Origin of the sequence: Actinobacillus succinogenes 130Z (genome assembly GCF_000017245.1) — a bacterium.
Lineage (GTDB): Bacteria > Pseudomonadota > Gammaproteobacteria > Enterobacterales > Pasteurellaceae > Exercitatus > Exercitatus succinogenes.
In genome coordinates this window covers 681,349-701,317 of the sequence record NC_009655.1, presented here as the reverse complement: position 1 = coordinate 701,317, position 19,969 = coordinate 681,349, and the positions used below count along the sequence as shown (strand labels likewise).

At 46.5% G+C, this 19,969-nt stretch carries 19 protein-coding genes, 2 pseudogenes and 1 other annotated feature; of the genes and pseudogenes, 7 read left to right on the top strand and 14 right to left on the bottom strand.

What is annotated here, in order from left to right; all coding sequences use genetic code 11:
• Positions 1–24: 24 nt before the first annotated feature.
• The 14 genes and pseudogenes from nadE to yczE all read right to left on the bottom strand — a co-directional run bounded on the left by nadE (position 25) and on the right by yczE (position 12,998).
• Entirely contained in the window at positions 25–774 is a 750-nt protein-coding gene (gene nadE / locus ASUC_RS03315; protein ID WP_012072393.1) for an NAD(+) synthase, read from the bottom strand.
• Positions 771–2,210, bottom strand: a complete 1,440-nt coding sequence (locus ASUC_RS03310) for a nicotinate phosphoribosyltransferase (protein ID WP_012072392.1) — start codon at positions 2,208–2,210, stop codon at positions 771–773. The genes nadE and ASUC_RS03310 overlap by 4 nt, the downstream gene beginning before the upstream one ends.
• A 171-nt stretch (positions 2,211–2,381) precedes the next feature.
• Positions 2,382–2,468 (bottom strand): annotated as a pseudogene (locus ASUC_RS11225) (imidazole glycerol phosphate synthase subunit HisH); the annotation flags it as partial.
• Between the two features lie 13 nt (positions 2,469–2,481).
• Positions 2,482–3,168 carry a GNAT family N-acetyltransferase gene (locus tag ASUC_RS03305; RefSeq protein WP_012072391.1) on the bottom strand — a complete coding sequence of 229 codons (687 nt, stop codon included), beginning with the start codon at positions 3,166–3,168 and terminating at the stop codon, positions 2,482–2,484.
• 97 nt (positions 3,169–3,265) lie between these two features.
• Positions 3,266–3,439: pseudogene (locus ASUC_RS11085) on the bottom strand (imidazole glycerol phosphate synthase subunit HisH); the annotation flags it as partial.
• An 8-nt stretch (positions 3,440–3,447) separates the two neighbouring features.
• On the bottom strand, positions 3,448–4,380 hold the full coding sequence (locus tag ASUC_RS03300) for a hypothetical protein (protein WP_041834603.1): 933 nt from the start codon (positions 4,378–4,380) through the stop codon (positions 3,448–3,450).
• A 123-nt stretch (positions 4,381–4,503) separates the two neighbouring features.
• Positions 4,504–5,598 carry a bifunctional histidinol-phosphatase/imidazoleglycerol-phosphate dehydratase HisB gene (gene hisB, locus ASUC_RS03295; protein ID WP_012072388.1) on the bottom strand — a complete coding sequence of 365 codons (1,095 nt, stop codon included), beginning with the start codon at positions 5,596–5,598 and terminating at the stop codon, positions 4,504–4,506.
• A 101-nt stretch (positions 5,599–5,699) separates the two neighbouring features.
• On the bottom strand, positions 5,700–6,752 hold the full coding sequence (hisC, locus tag ASUC_RS03290; protein ID WP_012072387.1) for a histidinol-phosphate transaminase: 1,053 nt from the start codon (positions 6,750–6,752) through the stop codon (positions 5,700–5,702).
• Between the two features lie 89 nt (positions 6,753–6,841).
• Positions 6,842–7,501, bottom strand: coding sequence for a LysE family translocator (locus tag ASUC_RS03285; RefSeq protein WP_012072386.1), 660 nt, complete (start codon positions 7,499–7,501; stop codon positions 6,842–6,844).
• An 86-nt stretch (positions 7,502–7,587) separates the two neighbouring features.
• On the bottom strand, positions 7,588–8,868 hold the full coding sequence (gene hisD, locus ASUC_RS03280) for a histidinol dehydrogenase (RefSeq protein ID WP_012072385.1): 1,281 nt from the start codon (positions 8,866–8,868) through the stop codon (positions 7,588–7,590).
• Between the two features lie 177 nt (positions 8,869–9,045).
• On the bottom strand, positions 9,046–9,948 hold the full coding sequence (gene hisG / locus ASUC_RS03275) for an ATP phosphoribosyltransferase (protein WP_012072384.1): 903 nt from the start codon (positions 9,946–9,948) through the stop codon (positions 9,046–9,048).
• Between the two features lie 35 nt (positions 9,949–9,983).
• Positions 9,984–10,115 (bottom strand) — a sequence feature (His leader region).
• Positions 10,116–10,204: 89 nt separating this feature from the next.
• Complete coding sequence (locus ASUC_RS03270) at positions 10,205–10,978, bottom strand: class I SAM-dependent methyltransferase (protein WP_012072383.1); 774 nt, start codon at positions 10,976–10,978, stop codon at positions 10,205–10,207.
• A gap of 13 nt (positions 10,979–10,991) precedes the next feature.
• The gene (locus ASUC_RS03265) at positions 10,992–12,245 is read right to left on the bottom strand and encodes an aromatic amino acid transporter (protein WP_012072382.1); all 1,254 of its coding nucleotides are present in this window, start codon (positions 12,243–12,245) and stop codon (positions 10,992–10,994) included.
• Between the two features lie 114 nt (positions 12,246–12,359).
• The gene (gene yczE / locus ASUC_RS03260) at positions 12,360–12,998 is read right to left on the bottom strand and encodes a membrane protein YczE (protein WP_012072381.1); all 639 of its coding nucleotides are present in this window, start codon (positions 12,996–12,998) and stop codon (positions 12,360–12,362) included.
• Positions 12,999–13,136: 138 nt separating this feature from the next.
• Here yczE and ASUC_RS03255 point away from each other — a divergent pair, with 138 nt between their 5' ends.
• From ASUC_RS03255 to artP, 7 genes are all read left to right on the top strand, one after another.
• Entirely contained in the window at positions 13,137–14,402 is a 1,266-nt protein-coding gene (locus ASUC_RS03255) for a NupC/NupG family nucleoside CNT transporter (RefSeq protein WP_012072380.1), read from the top strand.
• A gap of 144 nt (positions 14,403–14,546) precedes the next feature.
• Positions 14,547–15,734 (top strand): phosphopentomutase, encoded by a 1,188-nt coding sequence (locus ASUC_RS03250; RefSeq protein ID WP_012072379.1) that lies wholly within the window; start codon positions 14,547–14,549, stop codon positions 15,732–15,734.
• 55 nt (positions 15,735–15,789) lie between these two features.
• Positions 15,790–16,506: a purine-nucleoside phosphorylase gene (gene deoD, locus ASUC_RS03245; RefSeq protein ID WP_012072378.1), complete on the top strand. Its 717-nt coding sequence runs from the start codon at positions 15,790–15,792 to the stop codon at positions 16,504–16,506.
• 198 nt (positions 16,507–16,704) lie between these two features.
• Positions 16,705–17,592, top strand: coding sequence for a co-chaperone DjlA (gene djlA, locus ASUC_RS03240; protein ID WP_012072377.1), 888 nt, complete (start codon positions 16,705–16,707; stop codon positions 17,590–17,592).
• Positions 17,592–18,227 carry a DUF2238 domain-containing protein gene (locus ASUC_RS03235; RefSeq protein WP_012072376.1) on the top strand — a complete coding sequence of 212 codons (636 nt, stop codon included), beginning with the start codon at positions 17,592–17,594 and terminating at the stop codon, positions 18,225–18,227. The genes djlA and ASUC_RS03235 overlap by 1 nt, the downstream gene beginning before the upstream one ends.
• Positions 18,115–19,095, top strand: coding sequence for a tRNA dihydrouridine(16) synthase DusC (dusC, locus tag ASUC_RS03230; RefSeq protein WP_012072375.1), 981 nt, complete (start codon positions 18,115–18,117; stop codon positions 19,093–19,095). The genes ASUC_RS03235 and dusC overlap by 113 nt, the downstream gene beginning before the upstream one ends.
• A gap of 139 nt (positions 19,096–19,234) precedes the next feature.
• A complete protein-coding gene (artP, locus tag ASUC_RS03225) occupies positions 19,235–19,969 on the top strand; it encodes an arginine ABC transporter ATP-binding protein ArtP (RefSeq protein WP_012072374.1) in 735 nt (244 codons plus the stop codon).

Here is a 19,969-nt window from a genome sequence, read left to right as displayed (position 1 = left end):
CCATTTCATACGGTGGTTGTACCGTTAATCGATTTCATCCGGCGGTTCTGGCGTCGGCGGCAGCATACGTTTGTGATGAGAACGGTTGTGCCAGAATTGAATCTGCTTTAACGCCTGCGGACTGACGGTTTCGCCGCGCAGATAGGCGTCGATTTCCGCATAACTGACACCCATTTCCCCCTCGTCCGTTTGCCCCGCCCATAAGCCCGCACTCGGTTTTTTCTCCAGCACGGATTTCGGTACGCCAAGATAACGCCCTAATTCGAATACCTGTTCTTTGCGCAACCTCGCTAACGGCAATACGTCCGCCGCACCGTCGCCGAATTTGGTGAAATAGCCCGTTAACATTTCGGCGGCGTTATCCGTACCCAATACGATAGAACGGTGGCTTTGCGCCGTGGTAAATAATGCGATCATACGTAAGCGCGCCATTAAGTTACCTTTCAATACGTTAATGCGTTCAGATTCCGCATTTAATGCGGGGGTAAGTTGTAGCATAATTAAATCGTACCAAGGAGCGATAGAAATAATCCGCCCGTCAATACCTGCACTTTCCAAGGTAATCTGAGCATCCGCCACATCTTCAGGGCTGGTGACTTCGGCGGGTAAAATCAATGCCTGTACGGGGGCGCCGGTGCGTGCCGCTAAATGGGCGCAAACGGCACTGTCGATACCGCCGCTGACCCCCAGCGTGTAGCCGTCCATACCGTATAATTCGGTACGCTGGGTTTCCAGCCATCGCACTAAATAATCTACGTATGCTGCCGTTCTCATGATTTTTTCCCCGAATGCCGTTCAATCAGACGTTGTTTTAACGCCCATAAATCCTGCGATAAATCCACATAGTAACCGTGCGGTTTTTCCAACCGACGTACTTCGCTCCATAAGGATGTCAATTCCTGTCGGCAATATGCGCGGCTTTCCGCTAAAGTCGGCGTAGATAGCACTCTTTTACCTTGCACGATCCATTGTAACAGCTTCTGTTCCGCCACAAAATTCGTCACCTGTTTGGTTTTCCAAGTATATTCGGGGTCAAACAACAGATAAGGTTGGCGGTTATCAATCTTTTCATCGTACAAGGTGATGACATCGGCAATGGCTTTGCGGTTTTGATCATACAATCGCCATAAATTTTTAAATCCCGGCGTAGTAGTTTTCTGCAAGGTTTCGCTGAGTTTAATTTTGGGAATAAGCTGTCCGTTTTTTTCCAATGCGACAATTTTATACACACCGCCGAAAACCGGTTCGCTTTTTGCCGTAATCAACCGTTCGCCTACGCCGAAACTGTCTATTTGCGCCCCTTGCAGCAGCAAATCTTTAATTAAATATTCGTCCAGAGAATTGGAAACGGTGATTTGAGTTTCCGTCAACCCAGCCGCGTCCAGCATTTCGCGTGCCCGAATACTTAAATAGGCTAAGTCCCCGCTGTCAATGCGAATACCCTTTAATTGATAACCCCGTGGCACCAAATATTCCTGATGAACCCGAATAGCGTTGGGAATACCTTGGTGCAGCGTGTCATAAGTGTCCACCAGTAAGACGGTGTTGGCGGGATAAGTTTTCGCATATTGCAGAAATGCTTCATATTCATTATCGAAACTTTGCACATAGGCATGCGCCATAGTACCTAACGCAGGAATGGCGCAGGCAAAATCGCTATATACGTTGGACGTACCGTCCACACCGGCAATATATGCCGCCCGCGCACCGAAATGCGCCGCATCCGCACCATGCGCCCGACGCGCACCGAATTCCAATACTTTACGCCCCTGCGCTACACTCACTATACGTGCCGCTTTGGTGGCAATCAGCGTTTGATGATTTAACGTCAGCAATAAAAAGGCTTCAATCAGAGTGCAATCGATAATCGGTGCCCGCACAATCAGCAACGGTTCGTTCGGAAAAACGACAGTCCCCTCTTTCGCCGCCCACACATCGCCACGAAAACGAAAATGACGCAAATAATCCAGAAAACCGGCGGAAAAAACACCTTTTTGCTGTAAAAATTCAATTTCTTGTTCAGTAAAATGCAGATTTTCCAGATAATCCAGCACCTGTTCAAGCCCGGCAAACACCGCATAACCGCCTTCGTCCGGCACTCGACGGAAGAAATAATCAAAATACGCCGCTTCATCTTGTCTGCCTTGCTCAAAATAACTGTTCGCCATGGTCAAAGCATAAAAATCCATCAATAACGCGCTATTTTGCATAATGCCTCCTGATTTAATTGGCAATCTTTGTTGCATACAGGCTACATTAAACGCCTTTATGGTAGGTTATTCAAGTTATTTTGTAGCAAACGAGATAAAAACTTGGTAAATTTTGACCGCACTTTGGACTTATCAGCGTACGGTAAGTAAAGTAAATTGATTGAAGCGCTATATTTCCGCCTGAATCCCCAAGCGGTCGAATGCAAATTTTACAGAAGACAGGTTTGCACAGCCTGAGGCGATGATGGTCAGTTGCATATTTTTCCTTATTTTAACATTCGGCGAGCGATTTTTTCTGCCGTCCATGTTCATCAAAATTTTCATCGGACAGCCATTTTTGAAAACGGCTTTTGCGGTTCTGCCACTCAATATCCAGCATTGAAAACCACGCCGTATCACGGGTTCTGCCGTTGTAAACCTGTGCTTGGCGGAATGTGCCTTCATAAGTGAAACCCAAGCGTAATGCCGCTTTTCTGGACGGCTCGTTCAAACTGTCACATTTCCATTCATAACGGCGGTATTGTAAGCTTTCAAAGACATATTGTGCCAGTAGGAACTGGGCTTCAGTAGCAATTTTAGTTCTTTGCAGTTTGGGGGAATAAATCACCCAGCCCACTTCGATCACGCGGTTATTCGGGTCGATTCGCATTAATGCAAATATACCGACCGCCTGCCCTGTTTTTTCATCAATAATCGCGAAATAATAGGGATCGGTTGAAGCACTAATTTGCTGTAAAAATTCGCTGAATTGTTTTTTATCGTCAAAAGGATCGAGCGGTAAATAAGTCCAATAACGCTCATCAGACGAATAAACCGCAAATAAATCCTCGGCGTGAGCGGGGGATAATTTCTCCAAACGGCAAAAACGACCTTGTAATAAGGTGACGTTTGGATATTCCCCTGCGGTGAAATTTGGCAGGGGATTGCCGATGGGTTGGTTTAAGTGGTTGTGGTGCATTGTTTTCCTTTGATATAAAAATTGACCGCTCTTTTTAGTGTCGGGCATAAATGCCCAACCTACATTTTCAAAGCTATCCAAATAAATTATGACCCTACAAAATCTTCATCGCCGCCTGTGCCGTGCCGACACTGGGCAATAATAATTTATCCGCCGATTGGATTTTGTCTAAATCACGGCTGATTTCCGCCTGAATCCCCAAGCGATCGAATGCAAATTTTACAGAAGACAGGTTTGCACAGCCTGTGTCGATGATTACTAGTTTGGTCATATAATATACTAACTCACAGTTATTCCTAACTCATTAAAAAAGTTTAACACAGCAGAATATGTATTATCATTTTTATTAAGTAACTTATTATCAAGATTTTTCTTTATATCTAAAGACTCAATTTTATACTCAAATAGTCCATGAATATTTTTTACCTTAAATTTTAACGCATTAATTATTTTAGATAAATTTTCATCTCCTGTTACAAATTTAAAACATAAATTTTTCTGGCATTCCATTTGTATAGTAAGGTAAGCCAGTAATAATAAATATCTAATATCCCCAAAAGAATTCTTAGCTTTATCTTGTGGTGAAGAATTATTTTTTGATTTAGGAAACAAAAATTTATAAAAGAAAGCATTATGTCCTGCAGAAAATATTGAAAATACTGTTATCATAATGACGAAACGACTAACGCCAGAAAAATCATATAATTTTATAGCATTAAATATATTTTTTTGGGATTCATTATTAGATAAGGTAAAAGTAAATTCTGCAGCCTTAGTATAAAAAAACTCTAAATACATATGTGTTCTATAAAATCCATTATCAATATTTGACATAGAAAATGGAACTTTTATAGTTTCAATAAATTCATCGTTTTTTATACTACGATCTTTATAAACATTAATTTTTTCAGATAATTGCTTATAAGCTTTATTAAATCTTGGTATATCATCTTTTAAAAGCAGCTCTGTACTTTCATTACATTGATAAAATCTTTCTATAAGATAAAATAGCGGAGAAAGAGTTTTATTACGTAAAGCAACACATATCTCTGGTATTTTCTTATTTTGCTCTATAGATATAAGGATATTTTGATCTACTAAGGTCAACTCTTTAGAAAAAACATTATTAGAATTAGATTTATTATCTTTTTCTAAATTAAATTCAAATATTCCGTTATTATTATATATTTCAACTATTGAGTAATACGGCATAATCAAGATCTCTTAAAATACATTCATTATCTTCATAAACGGTTTAATTTTCCAAAACCTTGCAAAATTTTAACTGTTCTTTTGTTAATCTCAGGCGGGGATAAACCCCGATCCTACTATTGATCATAAAACCCCTTTACTACTCGGCAATTCATTCCCTTCAATACGAATGCACTGTCTAAGTGTTCTGCCAAACACCTTAAACAGGCTTTCAATTTTGTGGTGCTCGTTATCACCTTCAACCGCAAGATGCAATGTTGCAAGCATAGTAAACGCAATAGATTGGAAGAAATGCTCGGTCAGTTCGGTGCTGAAATCGCCGACTTTATCCCGTTTGAAATCCGCTTTGAACTTGATAAATGGACGACCTGATAAATCCATTGTGCATTCGGCTTTACATTCGTCCATCGGCAATACGAAGCCGAAACGAGCAATGCCCCGTTTATCGCCAATCGCTTGTTTTAACGCGGTGCCAAGTGCGAGGGCGGTGTCTTCGACGGTGTGGTGTTCGTCAATCCATAAATCGCCTTTGCAAGAAACATTCATTCGGAAACCGCCGTGGGTGGCGATTTGGTCGAGCATATGGTCGAAAAAGCCGACGCCGGTTTTGATGTCGTTTACACCGGTTTCGTCCAGCCAAACCTGCACTTTAATGTCGGTTTCTTTGGTTTTGCGTGCTACTTCCGCATAGCGTGGGGTGCGGTCGCCGTTGTTGGTAACGCTTTCGCCCAACAGTTTTTCGGCAATCAGATCCCAGTTCATTTTTTCGGGGTGATATTGAATGGCACGAATGCCGAGATTTTCCGCCAATTGCACATCAGTGGCACGATCGCCGATCACAAAACTGGTGGCAGGGTCAAACAGTTCACGCTCGATATATTTTTGCAGTAATTTGGTCTGTGGTTTACGGCAATCGCAACCGTCTTCGGGTTTGTGGGGGCAAATCAGTACGTCGTCAAATTCAATCCCTTGCGAATTAAATAACGCCATCATCGCATTGTGTGGTTTGTCGAAATCCGCCTGTGGAAATGAGCTTGTGCCTAAACCGTCTTGGTTGGACACCATTACAAAACGGTATTTGTTTTTCAGTTTAAGCAGTGCCGGAATCACATTCGGCTCAAATTTGAGTTTTTCGAGACTGTCGATTTGAAAATCGGTTTTCGGTTCGTCGATTAACGTGCCGTCACGGTCGATAAATAAAATAGATTGTTGTGTCATAGTCTGTCCTGTAGGGTGGGCATGCCTGCCCACCAAAAATAATTAAAAATTTAACCGCACTTTGGATTCATAAATGGTGGGCTAGCAAGCCCACCCTACGATTAGGCAACTTTAATCGCCGCCACGGTTTTCTCCAACTCTTCACGTGTGCCAATAGAAATACGACTACAATTTTGTAGCCCTAACGCTTTGTGTTGATCACGCAGGATAATACCTTGCTCCCATAAGGCTTTAAACACCTGTTCGCCGTCGTTGAATTTGACAAGAACATAATTCGCTTCGGTATCAAAAATCTTTTCCACGCTTTGGATTTTTGCCAGTTCCGCAATCAGCCACGCACGGTTTTCCAGCACGTCCGCCACTCGTTTTCTCATCTCGTTTACACCTTGTTCAGTTAAGGCTTGGGCGGCGATGTCGGTTACCACCACCGGTTGCGGATAAGGGGCAATCACTTTTTGTAGCACGCTAATCAGTTCGGCATTGGCAAGGGTAAAACCACAACGCAATCCGGCGAGCGCAAAGGCTTTGGACAGGGTGCGGATAATCGCCAAGTGCGGGAAATTCGCCAGTTCCGTCACCATTGTCGCTTCGGGGCAAAATTCGATATAGGCTTCGTCCACCACCACAATGGCACGCCCTGCGGTCATTTGCAAAAGTTTGAGTAAATCAGACCGCTTGACCAATGTGCCGGTCGGGTTGTTCGGGCTGCATACAAATACCACTTTCACACCGTCGAGATTTTGCTCGATTGCCGCCAAATCCAGCTGAAAATCTGCCGTTAAAGGCACGGTTTTTAACGCCACGCCGCAAGTTTCCGCCGACACGCTGTACATTCCGTAAGTCGGCGGGCAGTAAAGCACGCTATCGTCCGCTTCGCAAAATGCTCGGATAATCAGCTCGATACTTTCATCGCCGCCACGGGTGGTAATGACCTGCTCGGGCTGCACACCGGCATAGGCGGCATAGCCTTCAATCACCGTCGCCGGCTGTGCTTCGGGATAGCGGTTGAATTGGTGCGAAGTTAAATCAAAGCGGGGCGAAGTCGGATATTCGTTGGCATTCAGCCACACATCGCCATTGCCCCCCAGACGGCGGGCGGATTGATACGGCGTTAAAGCCTGCACATTTTTGCGGGAAAGTTGTGAAATTGTCATATTATGTTCCTGTTTATTTTTTGTTTTGATCAGCAAGCGGTCTGATTTTTTCGACATTTTGCAAAACTCAGCGAAAACCGACCGCACTTTTAGGCCGTTTCTTTCACTGCCGTTTGTAATAATTTATAGCCCATAAAACCAAGTAAGGCACCGGCGATTTTGTCGATATAGAAAGCGACTTTACCGAATGTACGGCGGACTTTTTGTTGCGAAAGCACGAAAATAATCATCGTATCCCACGCAAAAACGAGCAGCGTCATCCATAATCCTAAACCGACCGACAACATCACGCCAGATTCCGGGGTCAGCACCACGGAAAACAGGCTCAGATAGAAAATGATGTTTTTCGGATTGGATAAGCCTGACCCCATTCCCAACCAAAACTCTTTCCAAAACGACGGGGCATTTCGCAAACGGCTTTGATCCTGTTCCTGGGCTAAAAACGCATAGTCGCTGCGGCGTGCTTTGAGCGCGTGATAGGCGATGTAAAGCAAAAAGCAGCCACCGATAATTTTAAGCGTTATCATCAGCCATAATGAATGGGCGATGGCGGAACCGACGCCGATAATACAAAGCCCGATATAAATCGCATTGGCAAGCGCAATACCGATAGAAACGCCGATTGCGCGCCGACGCGTATTCCGCAACGCACTGCGAACTACCATCAGAAAATCGGGACCGGGGCTGATAAGCGCCAGAAAATGGGCGAGTACGACTGTTGAAATAATGGGTAAAGCATCTGAAATCATTGTTTTTTTCTCCTGATTTTTCCTGATAGCGGTCTGATTTCGTCAGAATTTTACAAAACTCAGCGAAAACCGACCGCACTTTAGAATCATTGAATCTTCGCCAACCGAATACTCACCGCCTGTTTATGGGCGTCCAACCGTTCCGCCGCCGCCATCAGTTCGACGGTTTCGGCTAAATCTTTGAAGCCTTGCGGGGTGAGTTCCTGTACGGTCATGCGTTTGCTGAAATCCGCCAAACCGAGGCTGGAGTAGGTTTTGGTGTAGCCGTAAGTCGGCAGCACGTGGTTGGTGCCGCTGGCGTAATCGCCCATGGATTCCGGCGAGTAAGCGCCTAAGAAAATCGACCCGGCATTATCTAAATCCGCTAATAGTGCGCGGGCGTTTTCGGTTTGCACGATTAAATGTTCCGGCGCGTATTCGTTGCTGATTTCCACCGCTTGCCGCAAGCTCTCGGCAATAAACGTGCGGCTGTGGGCAAGGGCTTTACGGGCGGTTTCGGCTCGAGGCAGCAGCTCAACCTGTTTTTCCAGCTCGTCGTCCACCGCTTTAGCCAGTTTTTCGCTCGGGGTGACTAAAATCACTTGCGAATCCGCCCCGTGCTCCGCCTGGGAAAGCAAATCGCTCGCCACAAAAGCCGGGTCGGCAAACTCGTCGGCAATCACTAATACTTCGCTTGGACCTGCCGGCATATCGATTGCCGTGCCTTCCTGCACGACTTGGCGTTTGGCTTCGGTGACAAAAGCATTACCCGGGCCGAAGATTTTATCCACTTTGGCGACGGTTTCGGTGCCGTTCGCCATTGCGATCACCGCCTGCGCCCCGCCCACCGCATAAATGGTTTCCACCCCGCAAAGATTGGCGGTATAAAGGATTTCATCGGCAATCGGCGGCGGCGAGCACAGTACGATTTTTTTACAGCCGGCGATTTTGGCGGGAACGGCAAGCATTAATACGGTGGAAAACAGCGGAGCGGAACCGCCCGGGATATAAAGCCCCACGCGGTTAATCGGGCGGGTCACTACTTGGCAACGCACACCCGCCTGAGTTTCGATATCCACTTCTTGATTCCGTTGGGCTTTATGAAAAGTTTCGATATTCGCTTTCGCATTTTGAATCGCTTGTTTCAGTTCGGGCGAAATACGTTTTTCCGCCTCGCTAATCTGCGCTTGCGAGACGATCAATCCGTCTAATTTCACCTTGTCGAATTTTTCGCTCAGCTCGAATAAAGCGCTATCGCCGTTCGCCAATACGTTGGCTTTGATTTCGTCTACGGCTTTTTTGATACTGTCGCCGATAACCTGTGCCGGACGGGCGAGATATTGCTGTTTTTCGGTTTCTGTTAAATTGTTCCAAATCAGGGTTTGCATGTACTGTTCCTTTTTTGCTTTACCGTAGGGTGGGCGTAAGCCCACGAATTATCCGATTTTTGTCTTGTAACGTGGGCTAACGCCCACCCTACAGGGAATTTGTTTAGGTTATGCATAATTGAGCCACTCTGCGGCTCCGTTTTACAAGCGGTCGTTTTTTTCTAAAATTTTACAAAATCACGCCATCATTTTTTCAATCGGCAGTACCAAAATCGAGCTGGCGCCGACGGCTTTTAATTGCTCCATGGTTTCCCAGAACAGGTTTTCCTGACTGACGACGTGCATGGCGACGTGAGATTCGTCGTGGGCAAGCGGCAGAATAGTCGGATTTTCGATACCCGGCAGCAGCGCGATCACTTTTTCCAGTTTGTCTTTCGGGGCGTGCAGCATAATATATTTGGATTCGGAGGCTTGTTGCACGCCCTGAATGCGAGTGAGCAGCTTATCGACCAAGGCCTGTTTTTCTGCGGTAAGCGGTTCGGTACGTTGAATCAGGCAGGCGGTGGAACGATAAATCACTTCCACTTCTTTCAAACCGTTGGCTTCCAGCGTTGCCCCAGAAGAGACTAAATCGCAAATGGCATCGGCGATGCCCGCACTGGGTGCGACTTCTACCGAACCGTTCAGCAGAATGCTTTTAAACGGCACTTCCTGCTCTTTCATATAGCGTTTTAACAGATTCGGATAAGAGGTGGCGATAACCGTATTGGTGAGATCCTGAATGCCGTTGTAGCTGTGATCACGGTCAATCGCAAGCGAGAGGCGGCAACCGCCGAAATCTAACTGGCGAAGCTTTTTGTATTCCACGTTTTCACCGGCCGCCAAACGCCCCAGTTCCTCTTCTTCCAGCACGTTTTCGCCGATAATGCCGAGATCCACCACGCCGTCGAAGACCAAGCCCGGAATATCGTCGTCCCGCACCCGCAGGATTTCAATCGGCAGGTTTTCCGAGTAAGCGATTAAACGCTGCTCGTTCCAAGTGATTTTCACCCCGCATTGTTTCAGCAGTTCGTTGCAGTCTTTGCTCAAACGGCCTTTTTTCTGGAGGGCGATTCGTAAACGGCTATCGTTGGCTGTCATATTGTTTTCCTTCTTATTGTCTTAATTTTTGGGTAAAAAAAAATCTCTCGAAAGTAGAAAATCACTTCCGAGAGATTGAATATTTTAGAACTAACGCTTGCTCGGAAGTTTTCTTCCGAACACCGCATTATGCCCGAAAGAATGTTCAGGAATAATGACGGTGATGATGCAAAGTGTTATTAAAGTTCATAATCAATCCTATATAAGATTCATGGGTACTAACATACGGAAAAATTTTTCCGCTTGCAAGCGATTTTCACAAATTTTTTCTAATACGGGAAAGTTTTTTTCTCACTTTCACAAAAAACAATACGGGACGATGTTGTAAATCCTTAAATTCCGCCTGCCATTCCGGTTGTTCGGCAAGCATGGGTTCCCGTATGCTTTCGATAACAAAACCCGCTTCAATCAGGTTATTAATAATCGTCGCCGTAGTACGATGATAAGTTTTAAACGGCTGTTTAAACCAATTTCTGTTGCGTTCTCCCTCATCGCGGTAAAAATTCAAACGGTACGCGACCTGTTCTTTTTGTGCGTTTTTCTCCCAACGCTCACCGCCCTTATAAGCGGTAACAATGGGATGTTCCTGCGAAAAAACCAACGTTCCCTGCGGCTTCAGTTTCGTCGCAACGGCACGGAGTAATTTCGGAAAATCCTGCACATAATGAAAAGCAAAAGAACTGGTTATCACGTCAAATTCCGATTCTGCCAGTTGTGAGAAATCTTCCATAGATGCCTGATATAGCGTGAAGTGCGGTCGAAAATCCGCAAGATTTTTTTCCGCCTGCCGCAACATGGCGGCGGATAAATCCATGCCCGTCACAAAATCCGCACCGCGTTCCAGATATAAACGTAAATGCTCGCCGGTGCCGCAAGCCAGATCCAGTAATTTTTTACCCGTTAAATCAGGCAATAAAGATAACATCGTCGGCTTTTCTACAATATTGTTTAAGCTGACGGGATTTGCCCGTAACCGCTGATACAGTTCGAAAAAATTTTCCGTATCGTAAACGGATTGCCGTTCTGTCATTGTCGTCCGCTCGTTAACCTTTAAACACCGGCAACCAACCGAACTGTGCCGCCAGTTGCGACAAAATATTCAGTACGCCGAAAAAAATCACAAAATAGATCATCCCGTTACCGCCGAATACGGTGTATTCCCGTTGCGGGAATTTAGCTCGGCTGGCTTTGGCGAGCAACGCCGGTACGATTGCCGCCCAAATAGTGGCGGCTAATCCCGCGTAACCGATAGCAATGACAAAACCGTAAGGAAATTGTAAGCTCAGCAACAACGGCGGCAGGAATGTGACTAAAGCGGTTTTGGTTCTGCCCGCACGGCTGTCGTCAAACCCGCACAAATCGGCGATATAATCGAATAATCCTAAAGTCACGCCCAAAAACGAACTGGCAATCGCCATGTAAGCAAAGAAATTTAACGCTACATCGATATAATTCGTTTGAATATATTGTCCTAAAGCATTCAATAACGCCGCAATATCGCCGCCCTTTTCAATGACCGGTGCAAATTCGGCGCGCGGCAAATTGCCTTGAATAGCCAACTGCCACAAAATGTAGATCAATAATGCGAGAAACGTACCCATAAACACGGATTTCGCCACTTTTCCCGCATTTCGGTTGTAATATTTAACCAAACTCGGGACGTTCTGATGAAAACCGAAAGACACCAAACACACCGGTAACGCGACAAAAGCGTAAGATACATACCGCGGCTCCGCCTGAAGCGCGGAATCAAACAATACGTTGGCGGAAGCCGAGGAGATCAGCCCCGATACCGATAATAAAAACGAAATGATCATGCCGCCGATAAGAACCGTACTGAAGCGATCCACCGCTTTAGTGGAAAACCACACGAAAGCCGCCAAGACAAAAGTGAAAATCAACGCGCCGGAAGTACGGCCGATTTCCACCGCACTTTGTTCGCTGCTCAGCAGCTGATTCAACACGCCTTGCGTAATCCCGCCGCCGGAAGTAATGTAAGCATAAGTCAGAATGTACAGTACGAATGCCAAAGATAAACCGTTCAGCGCATTCCAGCCGTTGCCCAGCAAATCTTTTACAATAGTATCGAAACTGGCGCCGGTAGGATAATGCAAATTCGCTTCTAACAGCATTAATCCCGAAGACATCATACAAAACCAGGTGTAAATCAGAATTAATAACGAACCTGCAAACCAAACGCCTGCAGTAGAAATAGGATTAGCCAGCATGCCGGCGCCGATGGTACCGCCCGCAATAATCATTACGCCGCCCAATAAGGAAGGTTGTTTGTTCGCCATAGAATTTTTCCGTAAAATAAAATTTGCACTATTATAGTAGTGCAAAAAAGAAAAACAAGCTAAAAGTGCGGTCAAAATTCGAATTGTTTTTGAAAAATGCAAGAATAAACGGAATTAGCGGGAAAAGCGCGCCACCCACGCTAAAGTGAATTGTACCGCCCAACCGATGGACAGTGCGAAAATCAAGGTGCCGACGCCGACGGTTCCCCCCAGACAAAAACCGAGCAAACAGACCGTCACTTCAATGCAGGTGCGAACCATACCGACCTTCCAGCGAAACCGCTGGCATAATCCGACCATTAATCCGTCCCGCGGGCCGGCCCCCTGATGGCAAGTCAGATAAATGGCGGAACCTATACCGAAGCAGAAAATACCGATAAAAATATAGACGAAACGCCCCCAAAGTGCGGTCGGAACGGGCGCAGTTTTTACCGTCACTCCCAAAAAAAATGCGATAAGCACAATGTTCAGTATGGTGCCGAGCCCGATTCTCAGCTTCAGCGGAAACCACAGCAACATAACGGTGACGCTGATAAAAAAAGACGCCCAACCGACGCTGATACCGCATTGTAATGAAATACCTTGGGAAAGAATCGTCCAAGGAGCGGATCCCAAATCCGACAGAAGCAACAAGCCTTCGCCGATCCCCACAATGGTAAGCGACAGACACAACATCGCCAACGAACGCCATTCCAATGACCAAAGAGATAAGGCTGTCCAAGGGGTCTGCGGCAAAACTTTGTATTTCGACATAAAAACCTGTTAACAATAAATTCCGTCCAATGATAAAGAAAGTGCGGCTAAAATTAAACAAAAATCTAGCGATAACTTATAGCTAAATTGGCTAAAAAAAGCTAAAATTCAGCAATTTCATCATTTCGGGGAACCATAATGTCTGCACTAATCAGCCTCTTGGGTATGGTCGTACTGCTCGCCATCGCCTTCCTGCTTTCCAGCAACCGTAAAGCCATTAATTACCGCACGGTATTCGGCGCGCTCGCCATTCAAGTATTGTTCGGCGCGTTAATTCTTTATGTGCCGGCGGGACGTCATGCGTTACAATGGGTATCGGACGGCGTACAGAACGTGATTAACTACGGCTTCGAAGGGATTAAATTCGTCTTCGGCGGTCTCGCCGGCGACAAAATCTTTGAAGTAATGGGCGGCGACGGATTTATTTTCGCCGTACGCGTCTTACCAAGCATCGTATTCTTTTCCGCCTTAATTTCATTGCTCTACTACATCGGCGTAATGCAATGGGTGATTAAAATCATCGGCGGCGCCTTACAGAAACTGCTCGGCACCTCAAAATCCGAATCCATGTCTGCCGCCGCCAACATTTTCGTCGGTCAGACCGAAGCGCCGCTTATCGTCAAACCTTACATCAGCAAAATGACGCAATCGGAATTATTCGCCGTAATGTGCGGCGGTTTAGCCTCTATCGCCGGTTCCGTATTAGCGGGCTATGCCGGCATGGGCGTGCCGTTAACTTACTTAATCGCCGCCTCATTTATGGCGGCGCCGGCGGGGTTATTGTTTGCCAAAATTCTCTATCCGCAAACCGAACAATTTGATGACGACATGGCGCATGTAGAACTGGAAAAACCGTCCAATATTTTAGACGCTGCGGCGGGCGGCGCTTCGTCCGGCATGCAGTTGGCCTTGAACGTAGGCGCCATGTTAATCGCTTTCGTAGCATTGATTGCTTTAATTAACGGCATTCTGGGCGGTATCGGCGGTTGGTTTGATATGCCGGAACTGTCCTTGGGTATGATTTTCGGCTGGGTATTCAAACCTTTGGCGTGGGTTATCGGCGTGCCTTGGGAAGAGGCCAATATCGCCGGGCAAATGATCGGTACCAAACTGGCTATCAACGAATTCGTAGGTTATTTAGAATTTGCCAAATATCTCAGCCCGGAAAGTGCGGTGCAATTAGGCGATAAAACCAAAGCCATTATCACCTTCGCACTATGCGGCTTTGCCAATTTCAGCTCCATCGCCATTCTCATCGGCGGCTTGGGCGGCATGGCGCCGAGCCGTCGCGGCGATATAGCCCGTTTAGGCATTAAAGCCGTCATCGCCGGTTCTCTCGCCAACTTAATGAGCGCAACTATCGCCGGTTTGTTTATCGGCTTAAGCGGTGTCGCATTGGCATAATTTCTGCTATACTAGGCACCGTCATATTTAACAGAATACACAAAACCACAGCCAGTCTGTGGTTTTGTCACATTTAGACCAAGCTAAACGATTGCTTTATCCGAAACGCCCAGTTTTCGGAATCACCCTATTAAGGAGAAAGTCATGAAACGCGTACTGATTATGATGCTCGATTCGTTCGGTATCGGCGGAGCGGAAGATGCGGACAAATTCGGCGATAAAGGTGCAAACACCTTAGGACACATCGCTTCGCATCAACCATCGCTGAATCTGCCGCATTTAGAAAGTCTCGGTTTAGGATTAGCGGCGAAAGAATCCTGCGGCGAATTGCCGAAACATTTCCAAAATCAACCGCACTTAATCGGCGGCTACGCCTTTGCACGCGAAATTTCATCGGGCAAAGACACCACGTCCGGCCATTGGGAAATCGCCGGTGTACCGGTGTTGTTCGATTGGGGCTTGTTTCCCGATAAACAAAACAGTTTTCCGAAACCGTTGCTTGACCGAATCGTTGCCAAAGCCGGCATTAAAGGCTATCTCGGCAACTGTCATTCTTCCGGTACCGTCATTTTAGATCAATTAGGCGAAGAACATATGAAAACCGGTTTGCCGATTTTTTATACCTCCGCAGACTCGGTCTTCCAAATTGCCGCTCACGAAGAAACTTTCGGACTGAATAATTTATACGAACTGTGCGAAATCGTACGAACCGAACTGGAAGGTTACAATATCGGACGGGTTATTGCGCGTCCGTTTATCGGCAACAAAGCGGGTGCATTCAAACGCACCGGCAACCGGCGCGACTATTCCGTCGAACCGCCTGCTAAAACCGTTTTGCAGAAGTTTATCGAAGAAAAAGAGGGCATGGTGGTTTCCGTGGGAAAAATCGCCGACATTTACGCCCATACCGGCATCAGCAAAAAAGTCAAAGCGACCGGATTGGAAGAATTGTTCGATAAAACATTGGAAGAAGTCAAAAGTGCGGGCGATAATACGATAGTTTTTACTAACTTCGTAAATTTCGATGCGGATTTCGGTCATCGCCGCGACGTAACCGGTTATGCCAAAGGGCTGGAATACTTCGACCGTCGTTTACCCGAATTGCTCAGATTAATGAAAGACGACGATTTGCTGATTATCACCGCCGATCACGGTTGCGATCCCACTTGGCAAGGGTCCGACCACACCCGCGAACATATTCCGGTATTGATGTACGGCGCTCAAGTGCCCGCCCGATTCTTAGGCGCACGGGAAACCTTTGCCGACATCGGTCAGACCGTCGCCAAATATCTGGGCGTTTCGCCGATGGAATACGGGACGGCGATAATTTAACGCAGATGCGCTACGAACGCACCGAATTGTAAAAAAATAAGATTAAGGAAATTTTATGACTCCACACATCAACGCCCCTGCCGGCGCATTCGCCGATGTCGTCTTAATGCCCGGCGATCCGCTGCGCGCAAAATATATTGCGGAAACTTTTTTAGACCAGCCCGAACTAGTCACCGACGTACGTAATATGCTGGGTTACACCGGCAGTTATAAAGGTCGCCGCATTTCCGTTATGGGGCACGGCATGGGCATCCCGTCCTGTTCCATTTACAGCAAAGAACTTATCACCGAATACGGCGTGAAAAAAATCATCCGCGTCGGTTCGTGCGGTGCGGTGCGCCAAGACGTTCACGTACGCGACGTCATTATCGGCCTGGGCGCCTGCACCGACAGTAAAGTAAACCGTATCCGTTTTAGAGACAACGACTTCGCGGCCATCGCCGATTTCGGCATGGCGCAGGCGGCGGTTCAGGCGGCAAAAAATAAGAAAATTAAGGTACACGTCGGTAATTTGTTCTCCGCCGATTTATTCTACACGCCCGATGTGGAAATGTTCGACGTAATGGAAAAATACGGTATTCTCGGCGTGGAAATGGAAGCTGCCGGTATTTACGGAGTAGCGGCGGAATTCGGTGCTAAAGCGCTCAGCATCTGTACCGTATCAGACCATATCCGCAGCGGCGAGCAAACCAGTTCGGAAGAACGTCAAACTACCTTCAATGAGATGATTGAAATCGCGCTGGAAAGCGTTTTATTAGGGGATAACGATTAATTTTAAACCAAAGTGCGGTCAACAAATTTAAGATTTTATGCACGATACATTTTGGATATTGCGATAAAAATCTACCCGTTTTGCCGGAAATAAAGAAAAATTTCTCATTTTTTGACCGCACTTGCTTGAACTTCCCTTTCTCAACCTCATCTAATCCGCTAAACTAACGAAAATTTCCCGAATTAATTGGAGTGTTAAATGAATTTTATCGGTAAAGTGATCGGTTTCTTTCTGGGCTATCGCTACGGCGGCCTGTTCGGCGGGATTGCCGGCGCTATTTTAGGCCATTTGGCGGACAAAAAACTTTACGAACTCGGCAGTGTAAATTCGTCTTTTTTCAGTAAAAAACTGACACGCCAATCGCTGTTTATGCAGACGACTTTCGCGGTGTTGGGGAATCTCAGTAAAGCTAAAGGACGCGTAACGGAAAACGATATTGCACTGGCTAACAATCTGATGCAGCAGCTCAATTTGGACGAAACCAACCGCAAGCTTGCGCAGGACGCCTTTAACCGCGGAAAAGAAACGGATTTTCCGTTACGTCAAATTATCCGCGAATTCCGTATCGGCTGCGGTCAGCGTGCCGATTTATTGCGGATGTTTTTAAGCGTACAGGTACAGGCGGCGTTTGCGGACGATCATTTACACGACAACGAACAGGCGATTTTACGGACGATTGCCGAAGAACTGGGTTTATCCGCATTCCAGTTTGAACAAATGATTGCGATGGAAATGGCGCGTCGCCAATTTTCCAACGGTAGTTTTTTCGAACAGGCCTATCAACAATATCAGCAATACCAGCAAGGTTACTCGCAAAGCGGCGGTTATCGGCAATCCGGATCTCAGAGCGGTTATCGACCGCATTCCGGACCGACGATTCACGACGCTTACAAAGTGTTGGGCGTCTCTGAAAACGACGATCAAGCGGCGGTTAAACGCGCTTATCGCCGTTTAATGAACGAAAATCATCCGGATAAACTGGTATCCAAAGGTTTACCGCCGGAAATGATGGAAATGGCGAAAGAGAAAGCGCAACAGATTCAGGCGGCCTACGACTTGATTTGCAAAGCGAAAGGCTGGAAATAATGAGCACGCCTTTCCGCTCGTTTCCTGTTTTTTTAGCGATATTTTTGACCGCACTTTCCGTCTGGTCGGGGATTTCTCCTTTTTCGCGGGCGGTTTGGTATGCAGAAATCATTCCGGTTTTTATGGTGTTCAGCGCACTAATCATAACCTACCCCCGTTTTCAATTCAGTAACACCGCCTATTTTTGTATGTCTTTATGGTTAACCCTGCATTTAATCGGTGCACACTACACGTTCGAACATGTGCCGTTCCAATGGGGAAACCGCTTGCTTGCCGGCTGGTTGGGAGAAGGGCGCAATCATTTTGACCGTGTCGCCCACTATGCTGTCGGTTTTTATAGTTTTCCGATGGCAGAGTTTTTATTGCGCCGTCATTTAACCGGCCCTGTAATTGCCGGACTCTTCAGTCTGTTTTTTATTATGTCCGTGGCTGCCGGTTACGAGCTTATCGAATGGCAGTATGCCGTTATTGCCGGCGATGAAAAGGGTGCGGCATTTTTAGGTTCCCAAGGAGATATCTGGGATGCGCAGAAAGATATTTTGGCCGACACGCTGGGCGCAATCACGGCGCTCATTCTGTTCTATCTGGTTAGACCCCTTAGTTCGCCGATTGCTCACAGAAGTCAACGACTATGATTTGTGTATTTCCGAATTCGTCCGCGTAGTGGATCGGCTTTTGCCCGACAAAGTCTTTTACCGACTTTGTCCCGAACTGCAAAATCAAGGAAAAACGCCTTCCGGTACACCGGTTCGCGTACAACTGCTCGGACAATATCCCGACTGGCTGGCGGAAAACGCAGTACGCGCTATCGAATTGGGTTCTCACGGCATCGATTTTAACTGCGGCTGTCCGTCCAAAACCGTTAACGGCAGTAACGGCGGTGCGAGTTTGCTCAAAAATCCAGAATTAATTTACCGTGCTACCCGAGCCATTCGTCAAGCTGTCACGCCGGAACAAACGGTCAGCGTCAAGGTGCGGTTAGGTTGGGACGATATTTCGCAGGTATTTGAAATCGCCGATGCCGTGCAGCAAGGCGGTGCCGATGAAATCGCCGTTCACGGGCGTACTAAAACGGACGGCTACCGCGCCGATCGGATTAATTGGCAACAAATCGGTAAAGTGCGGTCAAAATTGCGCATTCCCGTTATCGCCAACGGAGAAATCCGGCATTGGGAGGACGGTGAAAAATGCCGTCAAATCACGGGTTGCGAAGATTTAATGATAGGGCGTGGCGCACTGAATATTCCCAATTTAAGCCGGGTTATAAAATTTAATGCGCCGAAAATGCCGTGGTCTGAGATCATTCCTATTCTGCAAAAATATGCACAAATGGAAAATATTCACGATACCGGTTTTTATCATGTGGCGCGTATCAAACAATGGCTGCATTATCTCAATAAAGAATACGAACAGGCGCACGCACTGTTTGACCGCATCAAAACCTGCCGCAATGCCGATGACCTGCGTTATCGTTTAACGCGTCGGGATAAACCGACAACCTAGATGCACGCTTGGGCGGTTTATTCAAGTGCGGTCAAAAATTCCGGTATAATGTTTATCCTATGCCTTTCATATTGCATACTTATGCAAAAAATATTAATATTATTGCAATTTTGCAAAAGTACAGAGAACAATTAAAACAATGGCTCTTAGCGTTAAAAACTTAAACTTTTTTTATGGTTCGAACCAAGCCTTATTCGACATCAATTTAACGGCGAATGCGGGCGATACGTTGGTTCTGCTCGGGCCGAGCGGTGCAGGTAAAAGCACGCTGATTCGAACCTTAAATTTATTGGAAGTGCCGAAATCCGGTTTGTTGAATATTGCCAACAGCCGTTTTGATTTATCGGGAAATACCGATCCGAAAAAAATTCGGGAATTGCGTCAAAACGTGGGAATGGTTTTTCAACAATATAATTTATGGCCGCACTTCACGGTGATGGAAAACCTAATCGAAGCACCGATGAAAATTTTGGAATTGGACGAAAACAGTGCTAAAAATCAAGCATTAGAACTATTAACCCGCTTACGTCTGGAAGAGCACGCGGAACGTTTCCCGTTACAGCTCTCCGGCGGTCAGCAGCAACGGGTCGCCATTGCCCGCGCGTTAATGATGAAACCGCAGGTTTTGTTGTTTGACGAACCTACTGCCGCATTGGATCCGGAAATTACGGCGCAAATTGTGTCCATAATCCGGGAATTGCAGCAAACGGGCATTATTCAGGTCATCGTAACCCATGAAGTCAGTGTGGCCCGCAAAGTGGCGACCAAAGTCATTTATATGGAACAGGGACACATTATCGAAAGCGGCGACGCGGATTGTTTCGAATACCCTAAAACCGAGCAATTTAAACAGTATTTATCTCATTCAGAATAG